This is a genomic window from Catenovulum adriaticum (assembly GCF_026725475.1).
GTDB lineage: Bacteria > Pseudomonadota > Gammaproteobacteria > Enterobacterales > Alteromonadaceae > Catenovulum > Catenovulum adriaticum.
Genome location: NZ_CP109965.1, coordinates 1,945,451 through 1,968,968 on the forward strand (window position 1 = coordinate 1,945,451; position 23,518 = coordinate 1,968,968).

The 23,518-nt window shown below is 37.5% G+C and carries 20 protein-coding genes; 6 read left to right on the forward strand and 14 right to left on the reverse strand.

What is annotated here, in order from left to right:
* The first annotated feature begins 163 nt into the window (after window positions 1–163).
* A complete protein-coding gene (gene grxB, locus OLW01_RS08505; RefSeq protein ID WP_268073417.1) occupies window positions 164–814 on the forward strand; it encodes a glutaredoxin 2 in 651 nt (216 codons plus the stop codon).
* Window positions 815–910: 96 nt separating this feature from the next.
* Here the strand turns inward: grxB and OLW01_RS08510 are convergent, their stop codons facing one another.
* Complete coding sequence (locus OLW01_RS08510; RefSeq protein ID WP_268073418.1) at window positions 911–1,165, reverse strand: DUF2999 family protein; 255 nt, start codon at window positions 1,163–1,165, stop codon at window positions 911–913.
* Between the two features lie 322 nt (window positions 1,166–1,487).
* Here OLW01_RS08510 and cysG point away from each other — a divergent pair, with 322 nt between their 5' ends.
* Entirely contained in the window at window positions 1,488–2,909 is a 1,422-nt protein-coding gene (gene cysG, locus OLW01_RS08515; protein ID WP_268073419.1) for a siroheme synthase CysG, read from the forward strand.
* 522 nt (window positions 2,910–3,431) lie between these two features.
* Here cysG and OLW01_RS08520 read toward each other — a convergent pair.
* From OLW01_RS08520 to OLW01_RS08530, 3 genes are all read right to left on the reverse strand, one after another.
* The gene (locus OLW01_RS08520; RefSeq protein ID WP_268073420.1) at window positions 3,432–3,917 is read right to left on the reverse strand and encodes a DUF2726 domain-containing protein; all 486 of its coding nucleotides are present in this window, start codon (window positions 3,915–3,917) and stop codon (window positions 3,432–3,434) included.
* 109 nt (window positions 3,918–4,026) lie between these two features.
* Window positions 4,027–6,570, reverse strand: coding sequence for an ABC transporter permease (locus tag OLW01_RS08525; RefSeq protein WP_268073421.1), 2,544 nt, complete (start codon window positions 6,568–6,570; stop codon window positions 4,027–4,029).
* Entirely contained in the window at window positions 6,560–7,288 is a 729-nt protein-coding gene (locus OLW01_RS08530) for an ABC transporter ATP-binding protein (RefSeq protein ID WP_268073422.1), read from the reverse strand. The genes OLW01_RS08525 and OLW01_RS08530 overlap by 11 nt, the downstream gene beginning before the upstream one ends.
* 40 nt (window positions 7,289–7,328) lie before the next feature.
* On the opposite strand from OLW01_RS08530, the gene OLW01_RS08535 reads away from it, so the two are divergent.
* Window positions 7,329–7,970: an arylesterase gene (locus tag OLW01_RS08535; protein ID WP_268073423.1), complete on the forward strand. Its 642-nt coding sequence runs from the start codon at window positions 7,329–7,331 to the stop codon at window positions 7,968–7,970.
* A 111-nt stretch (window positions 7,971–8,081) separates the two neighbouring features.
* Window positions 8,082–8,606, forward strand: coding sequence for a DUF2058 domain-containing protein (locus tag OLW01_RS08540; RefSeq protein WP_268073424.1), 525 nt, complete (start codon window positions 8,082–8,084; stop codon window positions 8,604–8,606).
* Between the two features lie 76 nt (window positions 8,607–8,682).
* Here the strand turns inward: OLW01_RS08540 and OLW01_RS08545 are convergent, their stop codons facing one another.
* From OLW01_RS08545 to OLW01_RS08585, 9 genes are all read right to left on the reverse strand, one after another.
* Entirely contained in the window at window positions 8,683–9,492 is an 810-nt protein-coding gene (locus OLW01_RS08545) for a M48 family metallopeptidase (RefSeq protein WP_268073425.1), read from the reverse strand.
* 30 nt (window positions 9,493–9,522) lie between these two features.
* Window positions 9,523–9,900 (reverse strand): TM2 domain-containing protein, encoded by a 378-nt coding sequence (locus OLW01_RS08550; protein ID WP_268073426.1) that lies wholly within the window; start codon window positions 9,898–9,900, stop codon window positions 9,523–9,525.
* 60 nt (window positions 9,901–9,960) lie between these two features.
* On the reverse strand, window positions 9,961–10,185 hold the full coding sequence (yidD, locus tag OLW01_RS08555; RefSeq protein ID WP_268073427.1) for a membrane protein insertion efficiency factor YidD: 225 nt from the start codon (window positions 10,183–10,185) through the stop codon (window positions 9,961–9,963).
* The gene (locus tag OLW01_RS08560) at window positions 10,178–10,402 is read right to left on the reverse strand and encodes a DUF4177 domain-containing protein (RefSeq protein ID WP_268073428.1); all 225 of its coding nucleotides are present in this window, start codon (window positions 10,400–10,402) and stop codon (window positions 10,178–10,180) included. The genes yidD and OLW01_RS08560 overlap by 8 nt, the downstream gene beginning before the upstream one ends.
* A gap of 372 nt (window positions 10,403–10,774) precedes the next feature.
* Window positions 10,775–12,031, reverse strand: coding sequence for a diaminobutyrate--2-oxoglutarate transaminase (gene ectB, locus OLW01_RS08565; RefSeq protein WP_268073429.1), 1,257 nt, complete (start codon window positions 12,029–12,031; stop codon window positions 10,775–10,777).
* A gap of 358 nt (window positions 12,032–12,389) precedes the next feature.
* Complete coding sequence (locus tag OLW01_RS08570) at window positions 12,390–13,514, reverse strand: DUF4340 domain-containing protein (protein WP_268073430.1); 1,125 nt, start codon at window positions 13,512–13,514, stop codon at window positions 12,390–12,392.
* Between the two features lie 26 nt (window positions 13,515–13,540).
* Window positions 13,541–15,373 carry a GldG family protein gene (locus OLW01_RS08575; protein ID WP_268073431.1) on the reverse strand — a complete coding sequence of 611 codons (1,833 nt, stop codon included), beginning with the start codon at window positions 15,371–15,373 and terminating at the stop codon, window positions 13,541–13,543.
* A 10-nt stretch (window positions 15,374–15,383) separates the two neighbouring features.
* Window positions 15,384–16,112 (reverse strand): ABC transporter permease subunit, encoded by a 729-nt coding sequence (locus OLW01_RS08580; protein WP_268073432.1) that lies wholly within the window; start codon window positions 16,110–16,112, stop codon window positions 15,384–15,386.
* Entirely contained in the window at window positions 16,112–17,035 is a 924-nt protein-coding gene (locus tag OLW01_RS08585; protein WP_268073433.1) for an ABC transporter ATP-binding protein, read from the reverse strand. Before OLW01_RS08585 ends, OLW01_RS08580 begins: the two co-directional genes overlap by 1 nt.
* 562 nt (window positions 17,036–17,597) lie before the next feature.
* On the opposite strand from OLW01_RS08585, the gene OLW01_RS08590 reads away from it, so the two are divergent.
* Window positions 17,598–19,241 carry a GGDEF domain-containing protein gene (locus OLW01_RS08590; RefSeq protein WP_268073434.1) on the forward strand — a complete coding sequence of 548 codons (1,644 nt, stop codon included), beginning with the start codon at window positions 17,598–17,600 and terminating at the stop codon, window positions 19,239–19,241.
* A gap of 90 nt (window positions 19,242–19,331) precedes the next feature.
* Here OLW01_RS08590 and OLW01_RS08595 read toward each other — a convergent pair whose 3' ends face one another.
* On the reverse strand, window positions 19,332–21,899 hold the full coding sequence (locus tag OLW01_RS08595) for an EAL domain-containing protein (RefSeq protein WP_268073435.1): 2,568 nt from the start codon (window positions 21,897–21,899) through the stop codon (window positions 19,332–19,334).
* Between the two features lie 361 nt (window positions 21,900–22,260).
* Between OLW01_RS08595 and pheA the strand changes: the two genes are divergently transcribed.
* Window positions 22,261–23,421 carry a prephenate dehydratase gene (gene pheA, locus OLW01_RS08600; protein WP_268073436.1) on the forward strand — a complete coding sequence of 387 codons (1,161 nt, stop codon included), beginning with the start codon at window positions 22,261–22,263 and terminating at the stop codon, window positions 23,419–23,421.
* Window positions 23,422–23,518 lie beyond the last annotated feature (97 nt).

Consider the following 23,518-nt stretch of genomic DNA (forward strand, 5'->3'; position numbering starts at 1 on the left):
AGACCTACACTTTGGATAAAAGTTAGGTCCAGCGGCACAATGTAGGCTTCAAACAAACCAATACATACAAAATAAGTTCAACGCGCTCCATTTCAACAGATTCGCTCCAAACGATAAAGCTTGATAAGATGCCATCACACTTTGCAACTCAAAAGGAAAGCGCATGAAACTATTTGTATTTGATCATTGTCCATTTTGTTTAAAAGCAAGAATGGCTGTGGGCTATAAAAATTTACCAGTCGCTATTGAGTACTTACAAAATCATGATGTTCAAGCCAGAATAGATAAAGTAGGTGCCAATACGGTGCCTATTTTACAAACTGAAAATGGTAATTATATCGCCGAAAGTTTGGATATTGTTGAATACTTGGATCGCTCAGACGGCCAACCACAATTACTAGACTCAACTCAATCAACACAAATTAATCGATGGTTAAGTCAAGCCAGCGAGGCTAGCAATACACTTGTGTTTCCACGTTGGTTAAAAATTGAGTTACCAGAATTTGCCAGCCAAGAAGCCAAAGATTGGTTCGAAAAAAATAAAACACGAATGATTGATATGAGCTTTGAGAGCGCTTTTGAACAATCTAATTTAGCAATTGAAAACATGCATTCTGTTTTACAGCGATTAGATTTTCTTCAACTCCCTTCAGACCGCAATAATCAACTAAGCTATGACGATATTAATTTATTTCCGTTTTTGCGCAATTTAACTGTGGTAAAAGGCTTAAAATTTCCAAATAAAGTTGCGGAATATATTGATCAAGTCGCTAAATTAACCCGAATAAAATTATATACCGCTCAAGCCATTTAGCCCTTAACACAGTCAACAGCTGGTTACGCCATTATATAAATCTGTGTTATAACCAGCTGATTTTCTAATTCGACAGTGTACGAATAAACCGATTGCTTAGCTGCCGTTAAACTTAGCTTTTGCTTGCTCTACTTTTGAAAAGTCTAATCCTAATTCGTCAACCGCCTGCTTAATTAAATCTGGGTTGCCCATCACTGTCATCATTAACGCTTGCAATTTATCAGCAGGTAAACCTAAAGATTGAATAGTCGGCATAGCGGCTAACGGGTTATCTGTTAATTGAGTAAATAATTCAGCAATTTTTTCATCGCTTACATTCAACTCTTTTAATGTTTGAATAATTGGGTTCATTGTTGCTCCTACTTTATAATCTACTTTATAAATAGTGGGCTTTATACTCTGAATTAAATTAAATGTCAGCCTTTGTACGTGTTTATCTTTGTATATAATGTGAGTCGAGCGGAAATGATTTAGACAAAGCAGAAATAACGAGCTTCTGTTTTGCCTAAGACTAAAATAACCTATAGCTCGTTAAAAATCATGGCAAGGATTAATCAAGACGAACCCCATACATTTTTATCGCTTTTAAGTGAATCCGTAAAAAGCAAAGCCGATATTCTGATATACTCAATTTAAAAATTTGCTGGTGCTTTTAGCTGTATAGGATCAACCAATGGAACAATTTCCGATATTTTTAAATTTAAATAATTTTCCTTGTGCTGTTGTCGGGGGCGGTGATGTCGCGTTTAGAAAAGCCAGCGCATTACTTAAAGCACAGGCCGAACTGACCATTATTTCACCCAAAGTTTGCCCTGAATTAAAACAACTCATTGACGACCATCATTTAACTTGGCTTAATCAAAATTACCAAGATCAGCTAATTGATAATATGCGTTTAGTTGTCGCCGCAACGGATAACGAAACCGTTAATGCCCAAGTTTACGCTTATTGTGAAGCCCATAAAATTTTAATTAATACCGTTGACTCACCTAAATATTGCCGTTATACCACACCTTCTATTGTTGATCGCTCCCCTATTTTAATCGCGATTTCATCAGCCGGTATGAGCCCCGTATTAGCCAGACGGATCAGAGCGACAATAGAGTCCAGCTTGCCGCAAGCATTAGGCGAAATAGCAGAGTATGCAGGTTCGCTGCGCACACGAATTAAGCAAGCTTTCAGTACATTAGATCAAAGGCGAACTTTTTGGGAAAACTTTTTTTCCAGTTCCATCGTCAGTCGCTTTCGCCAGCTAAAAGCTGAACAAAAAGAACAAATTGTCAACGATTTAATTGCCAATGAACAAGTGCAAGGTGAAGTTTGGTTAGTCGGTGCTGGTCCTGGTGATGAAGAATTATTGACCATTAAAGCACTGCAAAAAATGCAGCTCGCTGATGTAATTGTTTACGATAGACTCATCTCCCAAAAAACGCTTGATTTAGCTCGTAAAGATGCAGATTTTATTTGTGTCGGTAAACAAAAAAATTATCATTTAAAACAACAAGAAGAAATTAACGATTTATTAGTTAGATTAGCCCAAGAAGGTAAAAAAGTATGCCGTTTAAAAGGCGGAGATCCTTTCATTTTTGGCCGAGGTGGTGAAGAATTAGAAACCTTGGTTGAACACCAAATTCCATTTCAAGTCATTCCAGCTGTCACAGCCGCGGCTGGTTGCGCCAGTTATGCAGGCATACCGCTTACCCACAGAGATTACGCCAGAAAAGTCGTATTTGTCACAGGCCAAAACAGTAAAGCCGGTGATTATCCAGATTGGCAAGCACTGGTTCGTCCATACCAAACATTAGTGGTTTATATGGGCTTAACCCGAGCGCAATTAATTAAAGATGAGTTGATTCATCATGGAATGAGTAAAAGCATGCCTGTGGCGATTGTTGAAAAAGGCACCACCCGCGAGCAAAAAGTATACGTTGGCAATTTAGATAATCTACCGCAACTGGCCAGAGACAATCAGATTGGTTCACCTGCTTTATTAATTATTGGGGAAGTGGTTAAACTTGCAAATACCCTTAACTGGTTTAATCCAGATGAATTGACTGATGAAACCAGTACTTTTAACACTTATATAAAGCCGTAAAATCTACTTTATTGAGTTGATTTATAGAATAGATTGCACACATTGCGTGCTTTAGTTAAAACCAAAAGGCCTAAATTTGATACTCTATCGAAATTAGGCCTTGCTAGGGTCTGTTGACCTTTTGGGTACAATTTTGCAGCAGTTTGTTTGGTATTTATACAAGGCATAGCGATTGACGTGTAGTGGGCTACATAAATGAGCTATAAAGACTTTATGCTCCTGCAAAGTCACCTTACCCCACATCCATGTGGGGCAACACAGTAGAAATGCTAAACAAACGCTGCCCTTCGGGTTCGTCCTAAACGCTTTTTGCTCTTTGTTGCCTGCATGGATGCAGGTACTTAGCGTGAGCAGGATGCGGTAGCTGTGCTCGATATTGACATAGAAGAACTATGCTACATATCTCGCGTCGCGATCAAAAAGCGTTTAGTTAGAACAAAATTTGTACTCCAAACGTCAACAGACCCTAGCGCTTTAAATACATCCCGTTTTAAGAAATCACTTCATTATTCTGCCTTGTCGTTATGACATTTGGCGGTTTTCAATCGCTAAACCGCAAACCGTTTGCAAGTGCTCAGCTATGCTTTCTAAGTTGTAATCTTGCTGCGGTGGAATACGAATAAACGAATGCTGCCCTTTTAAACAGGCAAGCACCCAATCGTTTTTCCGTTCGTTTTCAGCACGAGTATCTAACTCAATAACAGCCAAAATAGCATTGTTTTTATCCGTAATCACAAAATCCATCAACTTACTTAGCGAATTACGTTTTAGCAATTTGTCTTGTGCGCTAATTAAGTAAGCAAGCGAAACTTGGCAGTGTATACGGTACTCAGAGCTTAATATTTGCTGTAATAACAAATGTAATTTTTGCCTAGGGTTTAACTGCAACGCTTCATGCTTTTTGATAAATTCGAAACGGTCAATTTTAGCTTGTTGCTGTTTTTTTTGCCAAAAATGCGTTGCAATTAAAACAAGGATAAATACGCCAACGACAATAAGTATATTCATTCATTTTAAGTTTTTTATAGTGTTATATAAACTATGGTAACGGCCCCATTTAATTAAAGCTACTGATAAATTTAATCAATAGAAAAGTCCTTTTAAAATTAATGTCCAATTAACTTAAAGCTCGTATCAAGGTTTGCGTATTCACTTTTATTAATTTCCAACAACTTGCCAGCCCTAATAAACCAATCACTAAAGCACCGGTTATAGGGCCAATTAACCAAAATGACCAATGAAAACTCGCTGGCATATTAAATACCTGAGTTTGCAAAATATACAGCGCAATTTCGTTAGCCATCGCGGCGAACAACCCGGCTAGCGCCCCTAAAATCATAAATTCTAAACTAACGCTGTTTCTGAGTAGACTAGACTTAGCGCCAAGCGTTCGAAGTATAACTAACTCTTGTCGCCTTTCATCTAAACTGGCTTGCACTTGTGCAATTAAGACTAAACCACCTGCCACAACAACCAAAATTAAAATAAACTCAACCGCCAACGACACTTGATTTGTAATTTGTCTAATTTGATTAATAATAGCGTCGATATCGATTAAGGTCGCGCTTGGAAACTGGCTCATAATATTATGCAGCTTTGGTTTAGTTTCTTCAGGCACATAAAAGCTAGTGATATATGTAGCCGGAAATTCATTTAAAACCGCCGGATTAAAAATCATAAAAAAGTTAGGTCGCATTGATTCCCAAACTACTGAGCGGATACTTGCAACTTTTACGTCTAACGCTTTTCCAGCAATATTAAAAGTTAGCTTATCGCCTAACGCAATCCCCATACGCTCTGATAATTTTTCTTCAATTGATACTAAATAATCAGTTTCGTTGGGTTGCCACCATTGCCCTTGCACCAATTCATTCTCTTCTGGTAAATTCGGATAAGCAGTTAAGTTTAACTCTCGTCCAATTGAGCGTTGTCTGTCTTCTACATCATCACGCTTTTCTTTCGATACTTGATCGCGCAATAATTCATCATTAATCGAAGTTAAACGACCACGGGTAACAGGGTAAGTATCATCTATTTCAATTGATTGCTTTTGAAAAGCTTGCGTAAAAGGCTCAAGCTCAGTTTCACTAATATTCACGGCAAAGTAATTAGGTGTGCCTTCTGGTAACTGAGATTGCCACTGTGCTAATAAATCGTTGCGCAGTACTAATACAATTAATAAAAGCTCGATGGCTACCGTAAAACTGATTAGTTGAACGCTATTTTCACGTGCTCGCCGGTATAGCCCAGCAAGCGCTAATTTTGTTGCGCTACCAGCGTTAGCACCAGCTTTGCGTGACCCCCAAATAGCGCTTCTGGCAATCAGTAATAATAAAACGATCACAACCCCAGCAGATGCTAATAACGCTAAGCTTAGTTTTAAACTGTCGCTGTATAACCACATTAAACAAAAAATAGCGGTGGCTGAAAACAGCCAGTTTAACCAATCTTTATTTTTTAAACCTTGCATTTGCCGATGTAAAACACGCAGCGGTGGAATTGAAAATAATTTAAGGAGCGGATAAACCGAAAACAACAATAAACTTAACAACCCTGTACTTACAGCCAGCCACCAAGGTCTAAAACCGCCACTTGGAATATAGTCGGGTAAATAACTTTGCAAAGCTTGAACAACGGCAATTTGTCCGAGATAGCCAATCATTAACCCTACCCCAATACCAACTAAAGCAATTAACCCCAATTGAATAACAAATACCCACTTAATTTGCTGCTGGCTAGCACCGAGCGTTTTTAAAATAGCAACCAAGTCAAAATGACGCTCGCAAAAACGCGAAGCAGCTACTGCAATGGCGGTCGCGGCCAAAACGATACCGAGTAAACTGGCTAATAAAAAATATTGCTCAGCTCTGCGTACCGCTCTAAGAATTGGCGAGCTATTATTTTGAGTAGAGCGCAACCTATGAATATCGCGATTGAGTTGAGGTTCAACCCAATCTTGAAAGTCAGTTAATTGCGTATTTTCGCCGATTAAATTAAGTTGATAACTCACTCTGGAGCCTGGTTGAATAACCCCGGTTTTCTCCAAGTCAGTCAAATTAATCAGCGCTAAACCACCTGAGTTAAATACGTTCAGATCCGCATCCGGTACACTGGTAACAACCTCTGATAATTCAAATTGAGCATTGCCAAGTTCGACACTATCGCCAATTGATAATTTAAGCTGGCTTACTAATTTACTATCTAACCAAATTTTTCCGGCTTGTACTCTTTTTTGGGTGCTTTGTCCTTGATCCCATGCAGCATCTGTTACTGCTAACTCCCCTTTTAGTGGGTAAGCTGAGTCCACGGCTCGAATACTGGCAAGCTGCATTTGCTCATTGGCAAACAACATAGACGAAAACCTAACTTGCTTAGACTCAGTTAAGCCAAATTCATTGGCTTTACTGACCCACTCAGGGTTTATCTCCCGTGAAGCAATCAGTAAACTATCGCCTGCTAAAAACTCTCCACTTTTATCTTGTAGCGCACCTTGCAGCCTTTCACTAAACATAGACAGTGAAAAAACAGACGACACTGCCAATATTAGCGCAGCCAAAATAATACTGAGTTCACCACGCTTTAGCTCTTGTTTAAGCAACCTTGATGCGAGCTGAAATGCCCCGCTAAACATTTGTTGAAAAGAAACCGTTTTAACCTGCATAAGAACCAGCCTCGTCATTAATTTTGGGTTGATTCGTTATATTTTGGGTTATTTCAGTTAACTGACCCGCTTGCATCTGGAGTTGCCGCTGACATCGTTTGGCTAAATTTAAATCGTGAGTGACCAATACTAAAGTGGTTCCCTGCGCTTTGTTTAATTCAAATAATAAATTTTCTACTTTATGCCCGTTTTCAGCATCTAAATTACCGGTTGGTTCATCCGCAAATAAAATATCGGGCTTACTGGCAAACGCACGAGCCACTGCGACTCTTTGTTGCTCACCACCTGATAACTGATTAGGATAATGATGCCCTCTGTCGGCTAAGCCAACTGCCGATAACAGTTCACTGGCTTGTTCTTTTGCTTTTGCTTGGTGATTTAATTCAAGTGGCAACATGACGTTTTCAAGAGCAGTTAAGCTTTGGACTAACATAAAAGACTGAAACACAAAGCCAACATGCTGGCCTCGCAATAAAGCACGCTGCTCTTCGTCTAGTCGGTTTAAAGATTGTCCAGCGAGCTCAATCTCACCTTGTTCGCATACGTCTAATCCAGCTAATAAACTCAATAAGGTTGACTTACCTGAGCCTGAACGACCAACTATCGCAACCGATTCTCCTGCATTTATTTCAAACTGACAATCAGATAAGATCTTGAGTTCTTCGCCATTTGATATTACTGTTTTAGATAATTTTTTTACGCTGAGAATAGATGACATTATGCCCCTTCCTTATTATTTTAATGCAAGCGATAAACATTTGAAAAACACATTATTAGCGCCACTGTTTGTTATATTTATACTTTTAAATACCGTTTTAGTTCAATCGGCTCACGCTTCAACCAATAAACAAACCTTACTCATATTAGGCGATAGCCTATCCGCTGGTTATGGTTTAGAAGTTGAACAAAGCTGGGTTTATTTATTAAAACAAGACTGGCAACAAAAATATCCCAATCGACAAATCATTAATGCCAGTATCAGCGGTGATACCACCAGTGGTGGTTTAAACCGCTTTAAACAATTGCTCAACGAGTTTAAACCAACTTGGGTTTTAATTGAGCTAGGTGGCAATGACGGCTTACGCGGTTTTCAACTCTCTACTATTAAACAAAATTTAACCCAATTAGTTCAATTAAGCCAACAACATAATGCCGAACCCATATTAGCAGAAATAAAAATTCCTCCTAATTACGGTCAACGTTATGTTGCATTATTTATTAAACAATACCATCAAATCGCATCTGAATTTAAGTTAGATTTAATTCCTTTTTTTATTGAGTCTGTCGCGACCCAGCCTGACCTAATGCAAAACGATGGCATACACCCAAATGCAAAAGCACAAACTCAAATAAAAACCTACATGGATAAGCATTTAAATCAAGCAATTGAATCAGAGTAATTGCTTTATTTAAGATAAATTAGCACAATAGCGACAATTTTTAGCTATTAGCATCAATTATACTGTGCGGTATAAAGCACAGTCATCATCATTTTTCGGAGTTCACCAATAATGAGTTCGCTACAAGATCAATTATTAAAAGCCGGTTTAACTAATCAAAAAAAAGCCAAGAAAGCGGCAAAAGGTAGTAAAAAAAGCCGAACCTTAAAAAAAGAAATAAAAGCAGCAACAGAAGCCAGCAAAGCAGAACAACAAGCGAAAGCAGAGCAAGCCAACTTGGCGATTAAAAAAGAAGCAGAGCAAAAAGCGATAACTGCACAAATAAAACAACTCATTACTAACCATCAAATTAGCCAAACAGGCGAGATTAAATATAATTTTGAACATAACGGCTTGATTAAAAGCATTTATGTGAGTGAAAAGCTACAGCGTCAGCTCATTAAAGGCTATGTTGCCATTGCAACGTTAGGCGATACTTATTATGTTATTCCAGCAAACGCTGCAGATAAAATTAGCCAACGAGATGAGGGCTATATTGTACTTGTAAATAACCCTGACGAAGCCTCATCTGCACAGAATATCGATGAAGAAGATCCCTACGCTGATTTTGTTATTCCAGATGATCTTATGTGGTAAACCGCTAATTTATTCTTTAAACACCTTAGTTTAAATTCGTTTGTGCTCAATATTGCCGTTATGACATCCTCGTTAACTAAGGGGTTTTAGCGGCAATGGCTTGGTTAATATTATTAATTCTCGCTGAAATATCAGGATGTGTACTAAACCAACTTGGCTGAGACGCTTGTTGATCTTGTAAGCTCTGTGCTTTAAGTCGAGTTAAAATATTAATAAAGGGCTGCACATCTTGATAATGCACCATCATTTGTATAGCCGCATATGAATCAGCCTCTCGCTCTGCCTGCCTTGAGTAAGATAATAATGTGCCAATGGCCGCCCCTTGCAATAATAAACTACTTAGCGTACTGGTATCGCCCAATATAACAACCATGGAAACAGACATCACAGAAAGTTGAACTAAATTTTCAATCTGATGATTAAGCTTCACATGAGCTATTTCATGCAACAAAATCGCAGCCATTTGCTTATCGTTTTCAATTAGGTCGACCAGTTTATCCGTCACTATAATCGTACCATCAGCCAATGCCATTGCGTTTGCCGTATCAGGCCAATTTCTAAATAAAAGCTGAAATTCAAGTGGCTCAGCCTGTAACGATGTTGATTTATAATTTTCAATTAAACTTGAGAACAAAGCATTAAAACGTGCTTGCTGATCTAGACTAAGTTTAGATTTAGTCAAGGTATTAGCATCCAGTTGTTTTAATGTTCGTGTAGATATTTGCTGCTTCGCATCGGTTGGCAACTGCGCAGCTAGGTATTCTGTTAAAGTGGGTAACAAGTAGGTATAAGCTTTATAAATAAATAGCAATATAACCAATAAGCTAGCCGCAATAATAATTGCCCACCTTTTGTAGTCAGCTTTGAGCTGATAATGGACTGTCATTAACTGATCACAATTTATTATTAACTAACATTAAAACACTGGCCTATGTGTAACCTCAGCTAATGTCATTCGCATCATGTCATTATTGTATTTATGAACAATTGATTGGCTTCTAAATAATTGCGGCAATTCATACAATGAAATTAAGATAATCAATACCCAGCCATAATATTCAATGGTTAGTATACCCAACGCAAGAATAATGAGATCAATTGCACCCTGCATATTTTTTCCTAAATAAAAATGGTGGAGCCCAGTTACAAAAAAATAATTGAGGACAGCGTAAGTATCAGGGTCTTTTATTCGTTGTGTTTCCAACTCATAATAATATTGTTTTTGTTGGTTGCTTAATTGCGCAATTTGCTGACGTAAGCTTTCTTCTTCGTCTCTTAACGTTTGATCGTCCATAAATTCCTCGATTAAATTATAATACCTAAGCCCTGTTAACTTAGATTAGGCAGATAATCATCACTTTAGCGGATCAAAAATGCGGTCAGGATTATCAGGTTGATTACAACGGCATATACGTCGATAACCAAGCACAATCCCCTTACGCAACCCATATTTTTCAATTGCCTGTGCGCTAAATTCAGAGCAAGTTGGCGTAAAATTACACTCAAGATTAAAGTAACGTTTAGAGCCCCCACCCGCCTGATAACGACGAATAGCAGACAAAACCCACGCCTTAACCATGGCTTCGACCTAAAGTAACAATGACGGCTTCTCGTGTCCAAAAAAGCCAAAACCTTTTATTCTCAATAACCTGAAACACTAATTCCCAGCCATCTGCAGCTTCTCGGTTTAAGGTAGATTCTAGCTTTTTCATTGGTAAACCACTTGAACCTAGCAACAAAGTACCACAACCACCTTCAACCACATGCATCACTTTATATTCATCGAATCTTGGCATTATTATTTCCTATTATCATGATTGTATTTAAACGGAGTCATCAGCCAGTTTAACTCGGCTTAGTTTGATTTAATTTAATAAACTCAGTATTACTATCCTAGGGCGAATGAATGTTCGTGTTATTTTTGTTCCACAGGGCTAGGCTAAAATTATAAACAAAAACAAATACGCCCAAAGCTTAGCTTTACAAAACGCCTAAACTTTAGACTATCAATAAATTTATATTTAACCAAGTATTAACCTTTAATTAAGTAAAGGTAAAACGCAAAGCAAGATGAGAATAGAATAAATAATTACAACAAGGTGATAGATAGGATCAAAAAGAGGGCTTTATAAGCCCTCTTTTAAATTTAAGCTATTTAGTACGCTAAATTAAGCTTTAGCTTCGCCAGCAACTTCTCTAAAGGCTTCTTTAAAGATAGCTAGACCTTCATTTAAAATTTCATCTTCGATAGTTAATGCAACAAATATTTTGTTCACTTGACTATCAGCACCACAAGTTTCAGAAATTAGGCCTTTTTCAAACGCTTTAGCCGATACTTTATCTGCTAAGCCCGGTTGATTAGTTTGAATGCCTAGTACTAAACCACGACCTTTTACTTTACAGTCAAATTGTGGAAATTCAGCTTTCAACTCTTCCAGCGCAGCGACAATTAGTTTAGATTTTCGCGCCACTTCTAGAGTCAAAGAATCATCTGACCAATATTGGTCAATGAGTTCTTTTGCAGCAACGAAAGCTAACGAGTTACCACGGAAAGTACCTGTATGCTCACCCGGCGACCATGCATCAACTTCAGGGTTGATTAACAATACAGCCATCGGATTACCACCACCAATTGATTTAGATAAACATACTAAATCAGGCTTAATACCTGCTTCTTCAAAACTGAAGAATTTACCAGTTCGGCCATTACCCACTTGAATGTCATCAATAATTAACAACATATCGTGGTCTTTACACAACTGAGCTAATTTTTGTAACCATTCAGATGAAGCGACATTAATACCACCTTCGCCTTGAACAGTTTCTAACATTACTGCGGCTGGTTTCTCTAAACCAGAGCCTTTATCTTCTAAATAGCGACGGAACACTTCAATTGTATCCATGTCACCTAAAAAGCCGTCAAAAGGCATGAAAGATACCGCACCACGAGCGCCATATGATTCATCACGATAAGCTTCATTACCTGTTGCTGACAACGCACCCATTGTGTGACCATGGTATGCATTAGTAAATGCAACAATATTACCGCGGCCTTTTACTTGGCGTGCAAGCTTCATTGCTGCTTCAGTACAGTTAGTACCAGTTGGGCCTGTAAATTGTACTTTATAGTTATAGCCTCTGGGCTCAAGAATTTTTTCAACAAAAGTTGTTAAAAAAGCTTGCTTCGCAACAGTTGCTTTATCTAAGCCATGCGCAATTCGGCGATCTTTTAAATATTGAATTTGAGCTTCCACTGCTACTTCTGGGTTGTGGCCATAGTTTAACGTACCCGCTCCGGCAAAAAAATCGACATAACGTTTGCCGTCTTTATCAAATAGCTCAGAGCCAATTGCTTTGTCAAAAAGAGTAGGAAAAGAGCGAATATAGCCTCTCACTTCAGATTCATGTTCTTCAAAAATGTCCATTTGATTGTCTCTTAGGTTAAAGGTTTAAAAGTTATACTCAAACCAGTCGTCAAACGACTTATTTTTGATTTTGTATTCACAAAAACACAAACGAATATAACGAGTCAAATAATCAAGTAGCTTGTTAATTCAGGCTACTTGCTTTAATTAGATTAACAGTTTTTGTTAGTTAAAGTCCAGTTACAAGTCTATGAATCTTGGCTTATTTTTGCCAAAACCCGACTTAAACCACAACTATTTTTTTTTGCTAACCATCTGATTCTAGTTGAATTTAATAGATATACAAATCAAGTTATTTTGCAGTTTTTAATAAATTTAAACAACACTATCAATCGGTTGATTTTTAATCTAAACTGTTCTATTCGCTGATTTTTTGCTCACTTTGTGACTCTAAAAAGTGAGCTTGTTTTAAATTAATTTGCTCAAAACTGACAGCCGATATTTCAAATTGCCACTGGCTTAATTGCGTGTGATGAGTGGCGATTTCACCACTGCCCTGCGACATCACCCTCAACCAATATTGCTGATCAGACGCCAACAAATTAAGACTCAGTAAGCTATCGTCTTGAAAACCAATTTGCACTAAAGTTCTTGCCTCACTTTGCCATACATCGGCTTGAATTTTACTCGCGTTTAAAAATTCAATATCTGCCAAGTTTTGAATAAAATCAATAACCGTTTGTTCCGATTTTAGGGTTTGATTATCAGTCAAAGGTGTCAGATACCAATTTACATTAGTTTGTTCAAATTGAGATGCGTCTGCTTGATTGTCTTCAACATCTGAAAACTGGGCACTGGTTTCAGTTTGATCAAGCAAAAGTTCAGCTTTGGGTTGATGACGCTCAATTTTAAATTGCTCACCCGTTATAACTTGATGCACCGAAATCATATCTACCTGTTCTGGTGTCCAGGTAAATAAGCTCGGGTTTATCCAATCCATAATTGAAGTGGGTAAATTAATTTGTTGATTTAACAACCAAGTTTGATGGCTATCTTGTCGACGCACATATTGACCTTGCCCGCTCGAGGCAAAATTACCCAACAATAGATGATAGGACTTACCTGCCGTCAGTTTAACTAAAGACGCTGGTTTTGCATGTGAGTTTGCCATCGTTGTTTTTAAACTGGGATCATCTAGCCCTAATTTATAAAACTTTTCAGCATTATTAGTCTTAGGCTCCACATTTTTGGCATTTAATACCGAGTTAAACCAAGCTGAAATAGGTTTAACTTGTAAGGGGTAATTTGCCATATTTGCAGCGACCCAAACGCTGTTTTCTAATTTCGCATCAACTAAAAGCTGGTTTTGCTTAGTATAAATTTCTATTCTATTTAAATCTGCTTTTTCAGTTTTAAGCTCGGCTAACCAATCAGGATGATCTGCCACTTTTTGTACACTATTATTTTGCTGGGTAAAATAAAGGCTAATAACCAATACGGATACGGCAAATAATAAAGTTAGTAATGCAGAAGAAACTTTCATTATTTAAAAACTCCCTTCAATGAGATCTAAGTTAATCTGCGTCGTTTTAATAACAGACTGAATACAAACAATAGCAAGGTTAAACATAAAGGTGCTACCGCAATATTAATAAATTTGAGCCAACGCCCTAGCGCTTCAATATCTTTATTTAATTGGTGTTGAACTTCTCGCAGCGCTTTACGTATTTTGACTCTCTGCTTAGCAAATTCATCAATAGCAGCTTGCTGCTTGTCATTTAAGACCAATTGATTGGCTTCAAGCGGCTGTCCTTGAAGCTGAGCCAACTGATTTTCAGTTTCAGTTAATTTTTGTTGTAACTGCTCTTCTTTTTGCCTGAATTGGACTTCAGCTTTTAGTTCCAATTCATTCACTCGGGTAAACGGGCGGCTAAACTTACCTCGGGCTCGTATACTAATTAACTCATCGCTGCCCGATAAGTTTTCAACTGCATTGGCAACAAAATCGCCGTTATTTGCAAAAGGTGTTGCGACCATTTCACCAAAAAATTGACTGGTTTGCACCCAAAAACGATCCGCTAATATGTCTGAGTCTGCAACAACAATTAAGTTCGCTTTGTCTGTTTCAGATTTAAAATTAGCCGCTTGATTTAATTCATCATTTGTTGCAAAAGCGGATGAAATTTTGCCATTAACTCGAACAGCTAAATGATAAACTTGATTTTTAGGTTCAAAGCCAACTTTTAATTGATTAGGATCAACCACGGCTTGGTATTGTTCAAGCTCCATCGTGCTAGCCGAACTAGAGCTACTTAGTAAAGGCTCAAATTGCGCGTCTTTAAGTTTATCCATTTTCATTAGCGACCCAAATGAAGCGCCATTAATGCTTTCAAGCTGAGCATTGATCGCGTCATTTTGATTAATATTTTGGCTATGTAGTCCTAAATAGCCATAGTGTTTACCAGCGGCTCCCGAGGCTAACCTAATTTCAAGTGCACTAGCTGCATCTAAAACGATGTCAGGATTATATTCAATCCCCCAAGCTGCTAACAAACTGGCCGTATTTTGGCTATCAGTAGGCATAACACCCGTTGACTCATTTAGCGGATCAATAAATATAAGTGCTTTACCGCCATTCATGACATATTGATCAATGGAATATTGTAAATTTTCATTCATTTCATTTGGGTTAATTAACAATAAAACATCTGTGTTGGCCGGAATTTCGGTATTTACGGTTTCAACTCTGTTTATCTGATAAAGCTGCTCTAGTTGCTGATAAAATACCCAAGCTGGTTGCGACTGTTGCATTGCCATCATAGGGTTCATTGTATTTGCGCTTCCCGAGACAGGTAAACCAGTTAATAAACTAACGTTTATTGATTTTGGCGCCACTAGTTGCTGTAACAACTGGCTAATATCATATTCTAAAAATGACTCTTTAGACGGTTCAAAAAACGCAATGGTTTCGCTTTTATCAAATGCGTTTCGGGCCCCTAAACCAAAATAAAGCTTTTCACCCAAACTACCAACTTGTGCAGCGGTTAAACCGAACTCTTCGGCGTTATCTTCCGCTTCAGAAAAAGGCGCGGGATCAATAATCTCTAGCTTAATGTTGCCGTCACTTAATGACGCATACTCTTCTAACAAGCTTTGCACGCGCTGCGCATAGTTTCGAATTTGCGTCATTCCTTCAGAGTTTTCTTGCGAAAAGAAAAAATAAAAATAAATCGGATCTTCTACTTGTTCGATAATCTGCTTAGAGCCCTCTGATAGGGTATAAACTTGATTTTGCGTTAGATCTAAGCGGTACTTGGCTAAAAAGGTATTATTAAGCACAACCGCGCCAATAAACAAAATAGCAAGCGATAATAAGGCAATAAAGATTTGGAATTTTTTCATTATTATTCTCCTATTCCGCCTTTTTATATTCAATAATAACTTTACTGGCACTTAACCATATCAAGCTAACAATAAAAAAATAAGCTGCATCATGAACACTAACCACCCCTTTTGCCATTGCTTCAAAGTGCGTTAAAAAGCTAAAAGAGGCTATCGTATCTATCACCAAAGCTGGTGCTACATTCGTTAACGATGATAAAAATAAATGACTACCGCTTAATACAAATAAAAAGCAAATAACAACCGTTAAAATAAAAGCAATTACTTGGTTTTTAGTCAACGCTGACATACAGATACCTATGGATAAAAATGCCGCTGCCATTAACCAACTGGCTAAATAGGCTGCCACAATAATGCCGTTGTCTGGTTCACCTAAGTAATTAACAGTGAGCCATAAAGGAAAAGTTAACAGTAGCGACAAACCTAAAACCACCCAAGCCGAAAAAAACTTTCCTAATAATGCTTGAGTTGTCGTGATTGGTAGCGTCATTAATAACTCGATAGTGCCACTTTTTCGTTCTTCCGCCCAAGTTCTCATGGCTATGGCGGGTACTAAAAATAAATACAACCAAGGTAAAAAATTAAAAAAAGGCAATAAATCGGCCTGTCCTCGCTCATAAAACGAGCCTAAATAAAATGTAAAAACACTGCTTAAACTTAAAAAAATTAAAATAAATACATAGGCTACTGGGGTTGCAAAAAAGCTTGCGAGCTCTCGTCTAAAAATAACACCGACCATTAGCTAACCTCCTCTGTCATTTTTCTAAATACATCATCCAATTGGCCTTGCTCTGAATACATTGCTTTTAGCTGCCAACCTTGCAAGTGAACAATATCAAAAATTTGCGGAAACAAATTTTCATAGCTTTCATGACCAATAATAGAAATTTTATTTTTTGAGCGTTCAATAATATGGGTAACACCCGGCGCTAACCTTAGCTGTGACGTATCTGGTTTTTCATCTTCAAACTCAATCGTGATGGCTTGATGATACGGCGACTCGCTCGCTAATGCCTGTGGCGTGCCATCGAATAATTTTTTACCTTTAGCGATAATAATCGCGCGATTACAAACTGCTGACACTTCTTCAAGCAAATGCGTCGAAATAATCACTATTTTATCTCGAGCTAAGTTTAAAATTAATTGGCGAACATGATGTTTTTGGTTTGGATCTAAACCATCTGTTGGTTCATCTAAAATAAGGACTTTAGGATCGTGTAATATGGCTTGAGCCAGTCCAACTCGACGCTTAAACCCTTTGGATAAGTTATCAATTTGTTGGTTTAATACGCCTTCTAATTGCACTTGCTCAACCACTTTTTGCAAACGCTGCTTTTTATGTTGACCTTTTAAACCCCTAACTTGAGCAATAAAAGTTAAAAATTGCACTACCGTCATTTCACCATAGGCTGGGGTACCTTCTGGTAAATATCCCATGGCTTTTTTTATTTTCAATGGCTGTTTTGCAATATCTAATTGGCAAATTTCTATTTGTCCTGAGCTTGGCTCTAAAAAACCGGTGAGCATTTTCATGGTAGTCGATTTACCTGCCCCGTTCGGCCCCAAAAAGCCCACAATATCTCCGGCTTCTATCTCAAGATTTAACCCATCTACCGCAGTTAACTGGCCAAATCGTTTGGTAAGATTAGTTACACGAATCATAACTTAGCTACACTCCTAATTTTGCTCTAAGCAAATAATGATACCTATTTATTATTTTTAATATTTTTCAAAACTCAACCATTTGAGTTCGTTTTCTGCAAGAAAAACTAGCTTGCCCTGCATATGTTTACAAATAATAATACAAGCCTCTTCTAGGGTCTGCTGACCTTTTGCGTTCATTTTTGCAGCAGCCCGTATGGTTTTTATACAATGCAGAGCGATTGACGCGTAGTGCGCTACATAAGTGAGCGATAAAGACTTTGTGCTCCTGCAAAGTCATCTTACCCCACATCCATGTGGGGTAACGCCGTAAAAAAGCCATACGGGGGCAGCCTTTCAGGTTCGTCCTGAGCGCTTCCAACTCTTTTTTGCCTGCGTGGATGCAGGCACTTAACGTGAGCAGGATGCGGTAGCTGTGCTCAGTTTTTATATAGAATAACTATACGACACCGCGATTTAAAAGCGCTCAGTTAGAACAAAATTTGTACTCAAAAGATAAACAGACCCTAACTGCACTATACTATAAAAAAACGTTAAACCCTGTCATTTTTTAAGGCACGTAATGGGCATACTTAAAAGAATTAAACCATATATCTATTTGCTTGTTGTAATCACCTCGCCGTTACATTCAGCAACAGATGTTAATTTACAATTGCGCTGGCGTCACCAGTTTCAGTTTGCTGGTTATTATATGGCCATTGAAAAAGGTTATTATCAAGCACAAGAACTAAGCGTTAGCTTAATTGAGGGTGGGCCTAACGCGTTTCACCCTGTCGATAATTTAATCAACCAAAAGGCTGATTTTGCGATTAGTGGCTCGGGTGCCATTATTAGCCACATTCAAGGTAAACCTATAGTCGCACTGGCCGCTATAATGCAAAGCTCCCCGCTTATCTGGATTACCCTAAAAAAGAATAATTTAACCCGACCTCACGATTTAACGAACAAAACCCTATCGATCTTAAATCCAATAGAAAGCGCTGAGTTATTAACTGTATTCAAAAAAGAAAATATCAGTTTATCGAATATTAATTTTAAACAAACTAATTTTACGGTAGATAACTTGATTGACGAAAAAACCCATGCGCTTAATGCTTATATCTCAAACGAACCATTTTTGCTCCAACAAAAAAATATTGAATACAATATTATTAACCCTGTTGATTATGGAGTTAACTTTTATAATGATGTCTTGATAACGCATAGTAAATTAGCTAAATCGTCACCTGAACTCGTAAAAGTGTTTACTAAAGCCTCTCTTCAAGGCTGGCAATATGCGTTTAGTCATATAGATGAAACCGTTGAACTCATTCATGCTAAATATGCGCCTCATAAATCCATCGAGCATTTACGATATGAAGCGCTACAGCTCAAAAAATTAGTGATGCCAGAGTTAGTTACAATTGGTCACATGAACCCCGGTCGTTGGCAAAAAATTGCAAATAACTATTACGAATTGGGTATGGTTAAATCAACAGATAACATTAGTGACTTTATCTTTAATCCAAATGATAGCCGCTCTCCATGGTTTGTACACTATATGGTGATTTCAGGTTTAATAATTTCGTTGTTATCTATTATTACTTGGCGCTTTGCTTATTTAACGACATCACTGAGAAAAGAAATTAAGCGTCGTCGTTATGCTGAAAACAGTCTAGTATCAGTCAATAAAAAACTAAAAATTCTGGCAACAAGCGATCCACTCACTAAAATTTATAATCGACGGGCTTTTTTTGACAAAGGCCATGCATTATTAAATTTAGCGCACCGAAAAAATCTTCCTATTACTTTATTTATGATTGATTTAGATAATTTTAAAAGTATTAATGATGAGTATGGACACAAAACAGGTGATCGAGTACTAACATCCTTATGTGATACTTTACATAATAAATTAATTCGAGAGCACGATATTTTTGCTAGAATTGGGGGAGAAGAATTTGCAATTTTAATGCTAGATTGCGGTATTCAAAATGCGGAATCTATTGCGCTACGCATTTTAAACTGTGCACATCATTTGCAAATACCCACAGAAAAACAAACCCAGCTAGATGTCACGGTGAGCATAGGTATTTCAGAAATAGGTATGTCAGAAATCAGCCATGATATTGAGACTTGTTTAAACCAAGCCGATAAAGCTCTATATCAAGCAAAACAACAAGGTCGCGACCAGTTTGTCATTTATACTCATTCAGATATTGCTTAAACTATATGAGTTCTGGGTGAGTTGATGAGCCTTTTGTTTAGCTATGTTCAGACGCTATATTTTTACTTTAGGTGCAATAAAATTAGCGTGCTAGTCCGTTGCTATCGTCACTTCTGAATTTAGCTCTGCATCGGCTTGAGGTTGAATAACCACATTTGAGATAATTTCGGCGACGGGCTTAAATTCTTTCAATTGCGCGGGCCGTTGAATACCAAAACCTTGCGCATAATCGACTCCTATTTCTCGAAGCGCTTCTAATATTTCATCGTCTTCCACATATTCGGCAATTGTTTTCATACCCATTGCATTACTAATTTGATGAATTGAGCGCACAATTTCATGATCTCGCTTGTTTGAAATCATCTCTTTGACAAAGCCACCATCTATTTTGACATACTCTGCAGGCAGGTTTTGTAAATAACTATAAGATGAAAAGCCTTTACCAAAATCATCTAACGCAAACGTAAAACCATAAGCTTTCAAACGTAAAATAAGCTCTCGCCCCGTAACTAAGTTATTTACGGCTGCACTTTCTGTTACTTCAAAACAAATAGACTCACTTGGAAAACCCACTTTTTGATGTAAGTCGATAATATAACCATATAAACTTCCATCATTTAGTGACTCACCCGATAAATTAATAGATAAAGTCACTGAATCCCAAATGCTTGGGCGAGATGATAACCAAGTAAATACCGATTTAATGACCCAACGATCAATCTTTGACATTAAACGAAAACGTTCCGCCGCCGGTAAAAACAAGCCTGGCGCAAGTAAAATACCTGCTTCGTCTCTCATTCGTAATAAAATTTCGACGTGCTCTCGTTCGCTTTTACCAACGGTTGGATTAATCCGCTGAAAAAATAATTCAAATTTATCATTAATTAAGGCATCGTTAATTTTAGCTGCCCACTGTGGTGCTTGATGGTGCGAGTTTAAATGCTCATTTGCGCTATCAAAAACTTGAATATGGTTAGGTCCTTGGCTTTTTGACAAGTAACAAGCAGCATCTGCTTCACGCCGAGCTTCAGCACTGTTATGTGTGGACTGATTGACTTCCGTCAACCCAAAACTAGCCCCTACACTATAAACCTTACCAGCCCAAATAAAACGATAACTTTTAATATGTTCATGAATTTTTTCGATAATTGCTAGACCATGTTTAAGCCGAGCGTCAAATAAAATAATGCCGTATTCATCCCCACCAATTCGGGCACAAATATCTGTTTTTCGCAGAAATGAACGTAAAATAGCACCAATTTCATGTAACAACTGATCGCCTGCAGCATGTCCTGCATTATCGTTAATTAGTTTAAAGCGATCTAAATCAATCTGGCATAAAATATGTTCACGTTTGTCTGTTTTAGCGCTATGTACTGCAAAATTGAGCTGTTCTTCATATTTATGTCGATTCAATAACTTAGTCACCACATCGTAGCTGGCCTGAAAGTTAAGTTTTTGCCTAAGCCGCTCTGATTGTGTCATATCACGTAAAACCATAACGGTACCCACAGATTCGTGGTTTGAGTTACGTAATAAAGTAATGTGTTTTTCAACAAATAAAATTTCTAAATTACGTTTAAATTCATGTGTGTAACGTTCTCCAGCACCTTCGTTTTTTTGCCGAATCACATCGGTTAAAGAAGCATTTAATTTATCGATATCCGCTCGATTTACAAAAGGTAAAACTTGTGAAACAGGCTGACCAATTAACTCTGATTCATCCACCGGAATAATTTGATAAGTTGCGGCATTACAATAAGTCACTACGCCTTTAAGATCAGTCGCAATAACCGCATCGCCAATAGAGTTAAGGACGACTTTATTAAATTCGCGGGTTTCATATAATTCATCTAACATCGCGTTAATAGATTCAGCTAGCTCAGCCGTGTCTTCTGTATTTGTTGAGCCGAGCTTATGATTTGACGTTGAATTTAACGGCTTAATACTCATGATTTCTTGTTTAAGTTTATCTAAATTCTGCTTTGGATCTCGCCACTTTAAAATAATAACCAATACAAAAGCGAGCACGGTTAATACACAAATAGCCACAAAAATGAGCCAAAGCGGCTGTTGGTGTATTTGTGCAAAATGCAGTGGTTTTAATTGAATTTCTAATTCATCAGCGGGTTTGAAAAAATCTTTAAATAATAGTGATTGTACGTTAAGCCCGCTAAGCTTATCCGGTCTGCTGGTGTATGCGCTGATTTGTTTAATTAAACTGGTATCAGTATCAATTAGTTCACCGTATATCAACCAGCTTTGATCAGTTAATTGACTCAAGCCGACACGAGCCCAAGTATTGCTAGCCAATTTGGTGTAACCACAACAAGTGGCTTTAATGGTGTTGTTTACAAAAGCGTTGTTGAGCTTATCAATAAAGCTTAACGGCAATTGATGGGCAATCGCGCCTTCTTTTGTAAGAAATGTCTGACGATAAATCGTATTTTTAGAATCAAGCTGAACCATAAATGAAGCCGAGTTGCTTAATAACTTAGATTCATTTGGGTGAGTTGCAACGGATAATGCTTGTTGTTCAAAACGAGCTTGAAAAACTTGTTCGGCATGTTGTAAATTAACAAACTGTTGCTCGGTCAATTGAGCTTGGTTTGAGTTGTAAAGGTTACTGAGTGCGCGATAAAATACAAAACTTAACAAAAACAAAAGCACTAATATTAAGCTTAATGTAAGATAGAGTAACTTTGGTATATTTTTTATTTTTTTATTTTTAGTCATCATATTTTATATTATTAGCAATGTGCTTTATTGAGTTAAAGTCAGGTAAACTAAATTTACCTGTTGCTTCTTTTTTACACGATACATATCAAAACTCAAGTAATATCTTAAAATTGTGAGATATTTCGTACAAACAGTTCCTAATTTAGTTTTAAAAAGCACAAAACACGCCGCTCACAACACAAGTTCCCTAATAAAGGTTTTATCATTGGCTGTTTTTTCGCTATAGTTAGCGCAATTTTTTATTCGCGATAAATAAATGTGCATAAGCACGAGAACTACGATGGCAAAGGCAAAAATTGATTTAGACCAAGTTAGAAACGACATTACTGCATTAGACGAAAACCTACTCAACTTATTAGCCCAGCGAAGAGCGCTAAGCCTTCAAGTCGTGCAAAGTAAAGTTGAAACAAAAAAAGCAATTCGTGACAGCTACCGTGAAACTTTGTTACTACAAAATTTGACGGAAAAAGGCAAAAAGCTGAATTTAAAAGCCGATTATATAAATCAAGTGTATCGACAAATTATTGAAGATTCAGTCGAACTACAGCAAGATTATTTATTACAGCTAAATAACCCTGAAATAAAAAGCGCTGAATATAAAATTGCTTACTTAGGCAGTAAAGGGAGCTACAGCCATGCCGCAGTTGAAAAGTATTTAGCTGGTGTTAATGGCGGCTTAATTGATCTAGGTTGTAATAGTTTTAACGCCATATTTGCAGCGGTTGAAGATAAAAAAGCAGACTTAGGTGTTATCCCTATTGAAAATACCTCGTCTGGCAGTATTAATGAAGTTTACGATTTATTACAAACAACTCGACTTAAAATTGTAGATGAGCTATTTATCCCTGTAAAACACAATTTACTGGTTGCGTGCGAAACGAATCCTGCTCAAATAAAAACCATTTATGGTCACCACCAACCGATTGCTCAATGCAGCGACTTTTTAGCTGAGTTTGACGATATCAAACTTGAGGTTATGGACAGCACTTCGTCTGCGTTAGAAGTTGTTAAAAAGTTAAATGACCCAAGTGTGGCAGTTTTAGGGAGTGCAGAAGCTGGCAAACATTATAATTTGCAATCAATCCAAGCTGATGTTGCTAACCAAAAAGATAATCAAACACGATTTATTATCGTTGCTCGTGAATCAGTTAATGTGCCATTTCAATGCGCAGCTAAAACCTCATTAGTATTAGCTGTTGGCCAGCGACCGGGCGCACTTGTGGATGCGTTAATGATTTTCAAACAGCACGATATTAATATGTGTAAAATTGAATCTCGTCCAATCAAAGGACGTCCGTGGGAAGAAATGTTTTATATAGATGTGACTGAAAATGTTACTACTGAGCCTATGCAATCAGCTATAAAAGCATTAAAAGCCAGCACCACAGATTTTACTGAAATTGGCTGCTATTTAGATAGAAGTAGCCAAACTCAAAAATAGCCGACTATACCCAGTAGAATATAGACTATATTTGTTTTGCTGGGTGTTCATTCATTTGTTTTTCGTCACATGCACCCGCAAACAATGCAGCTTTTAA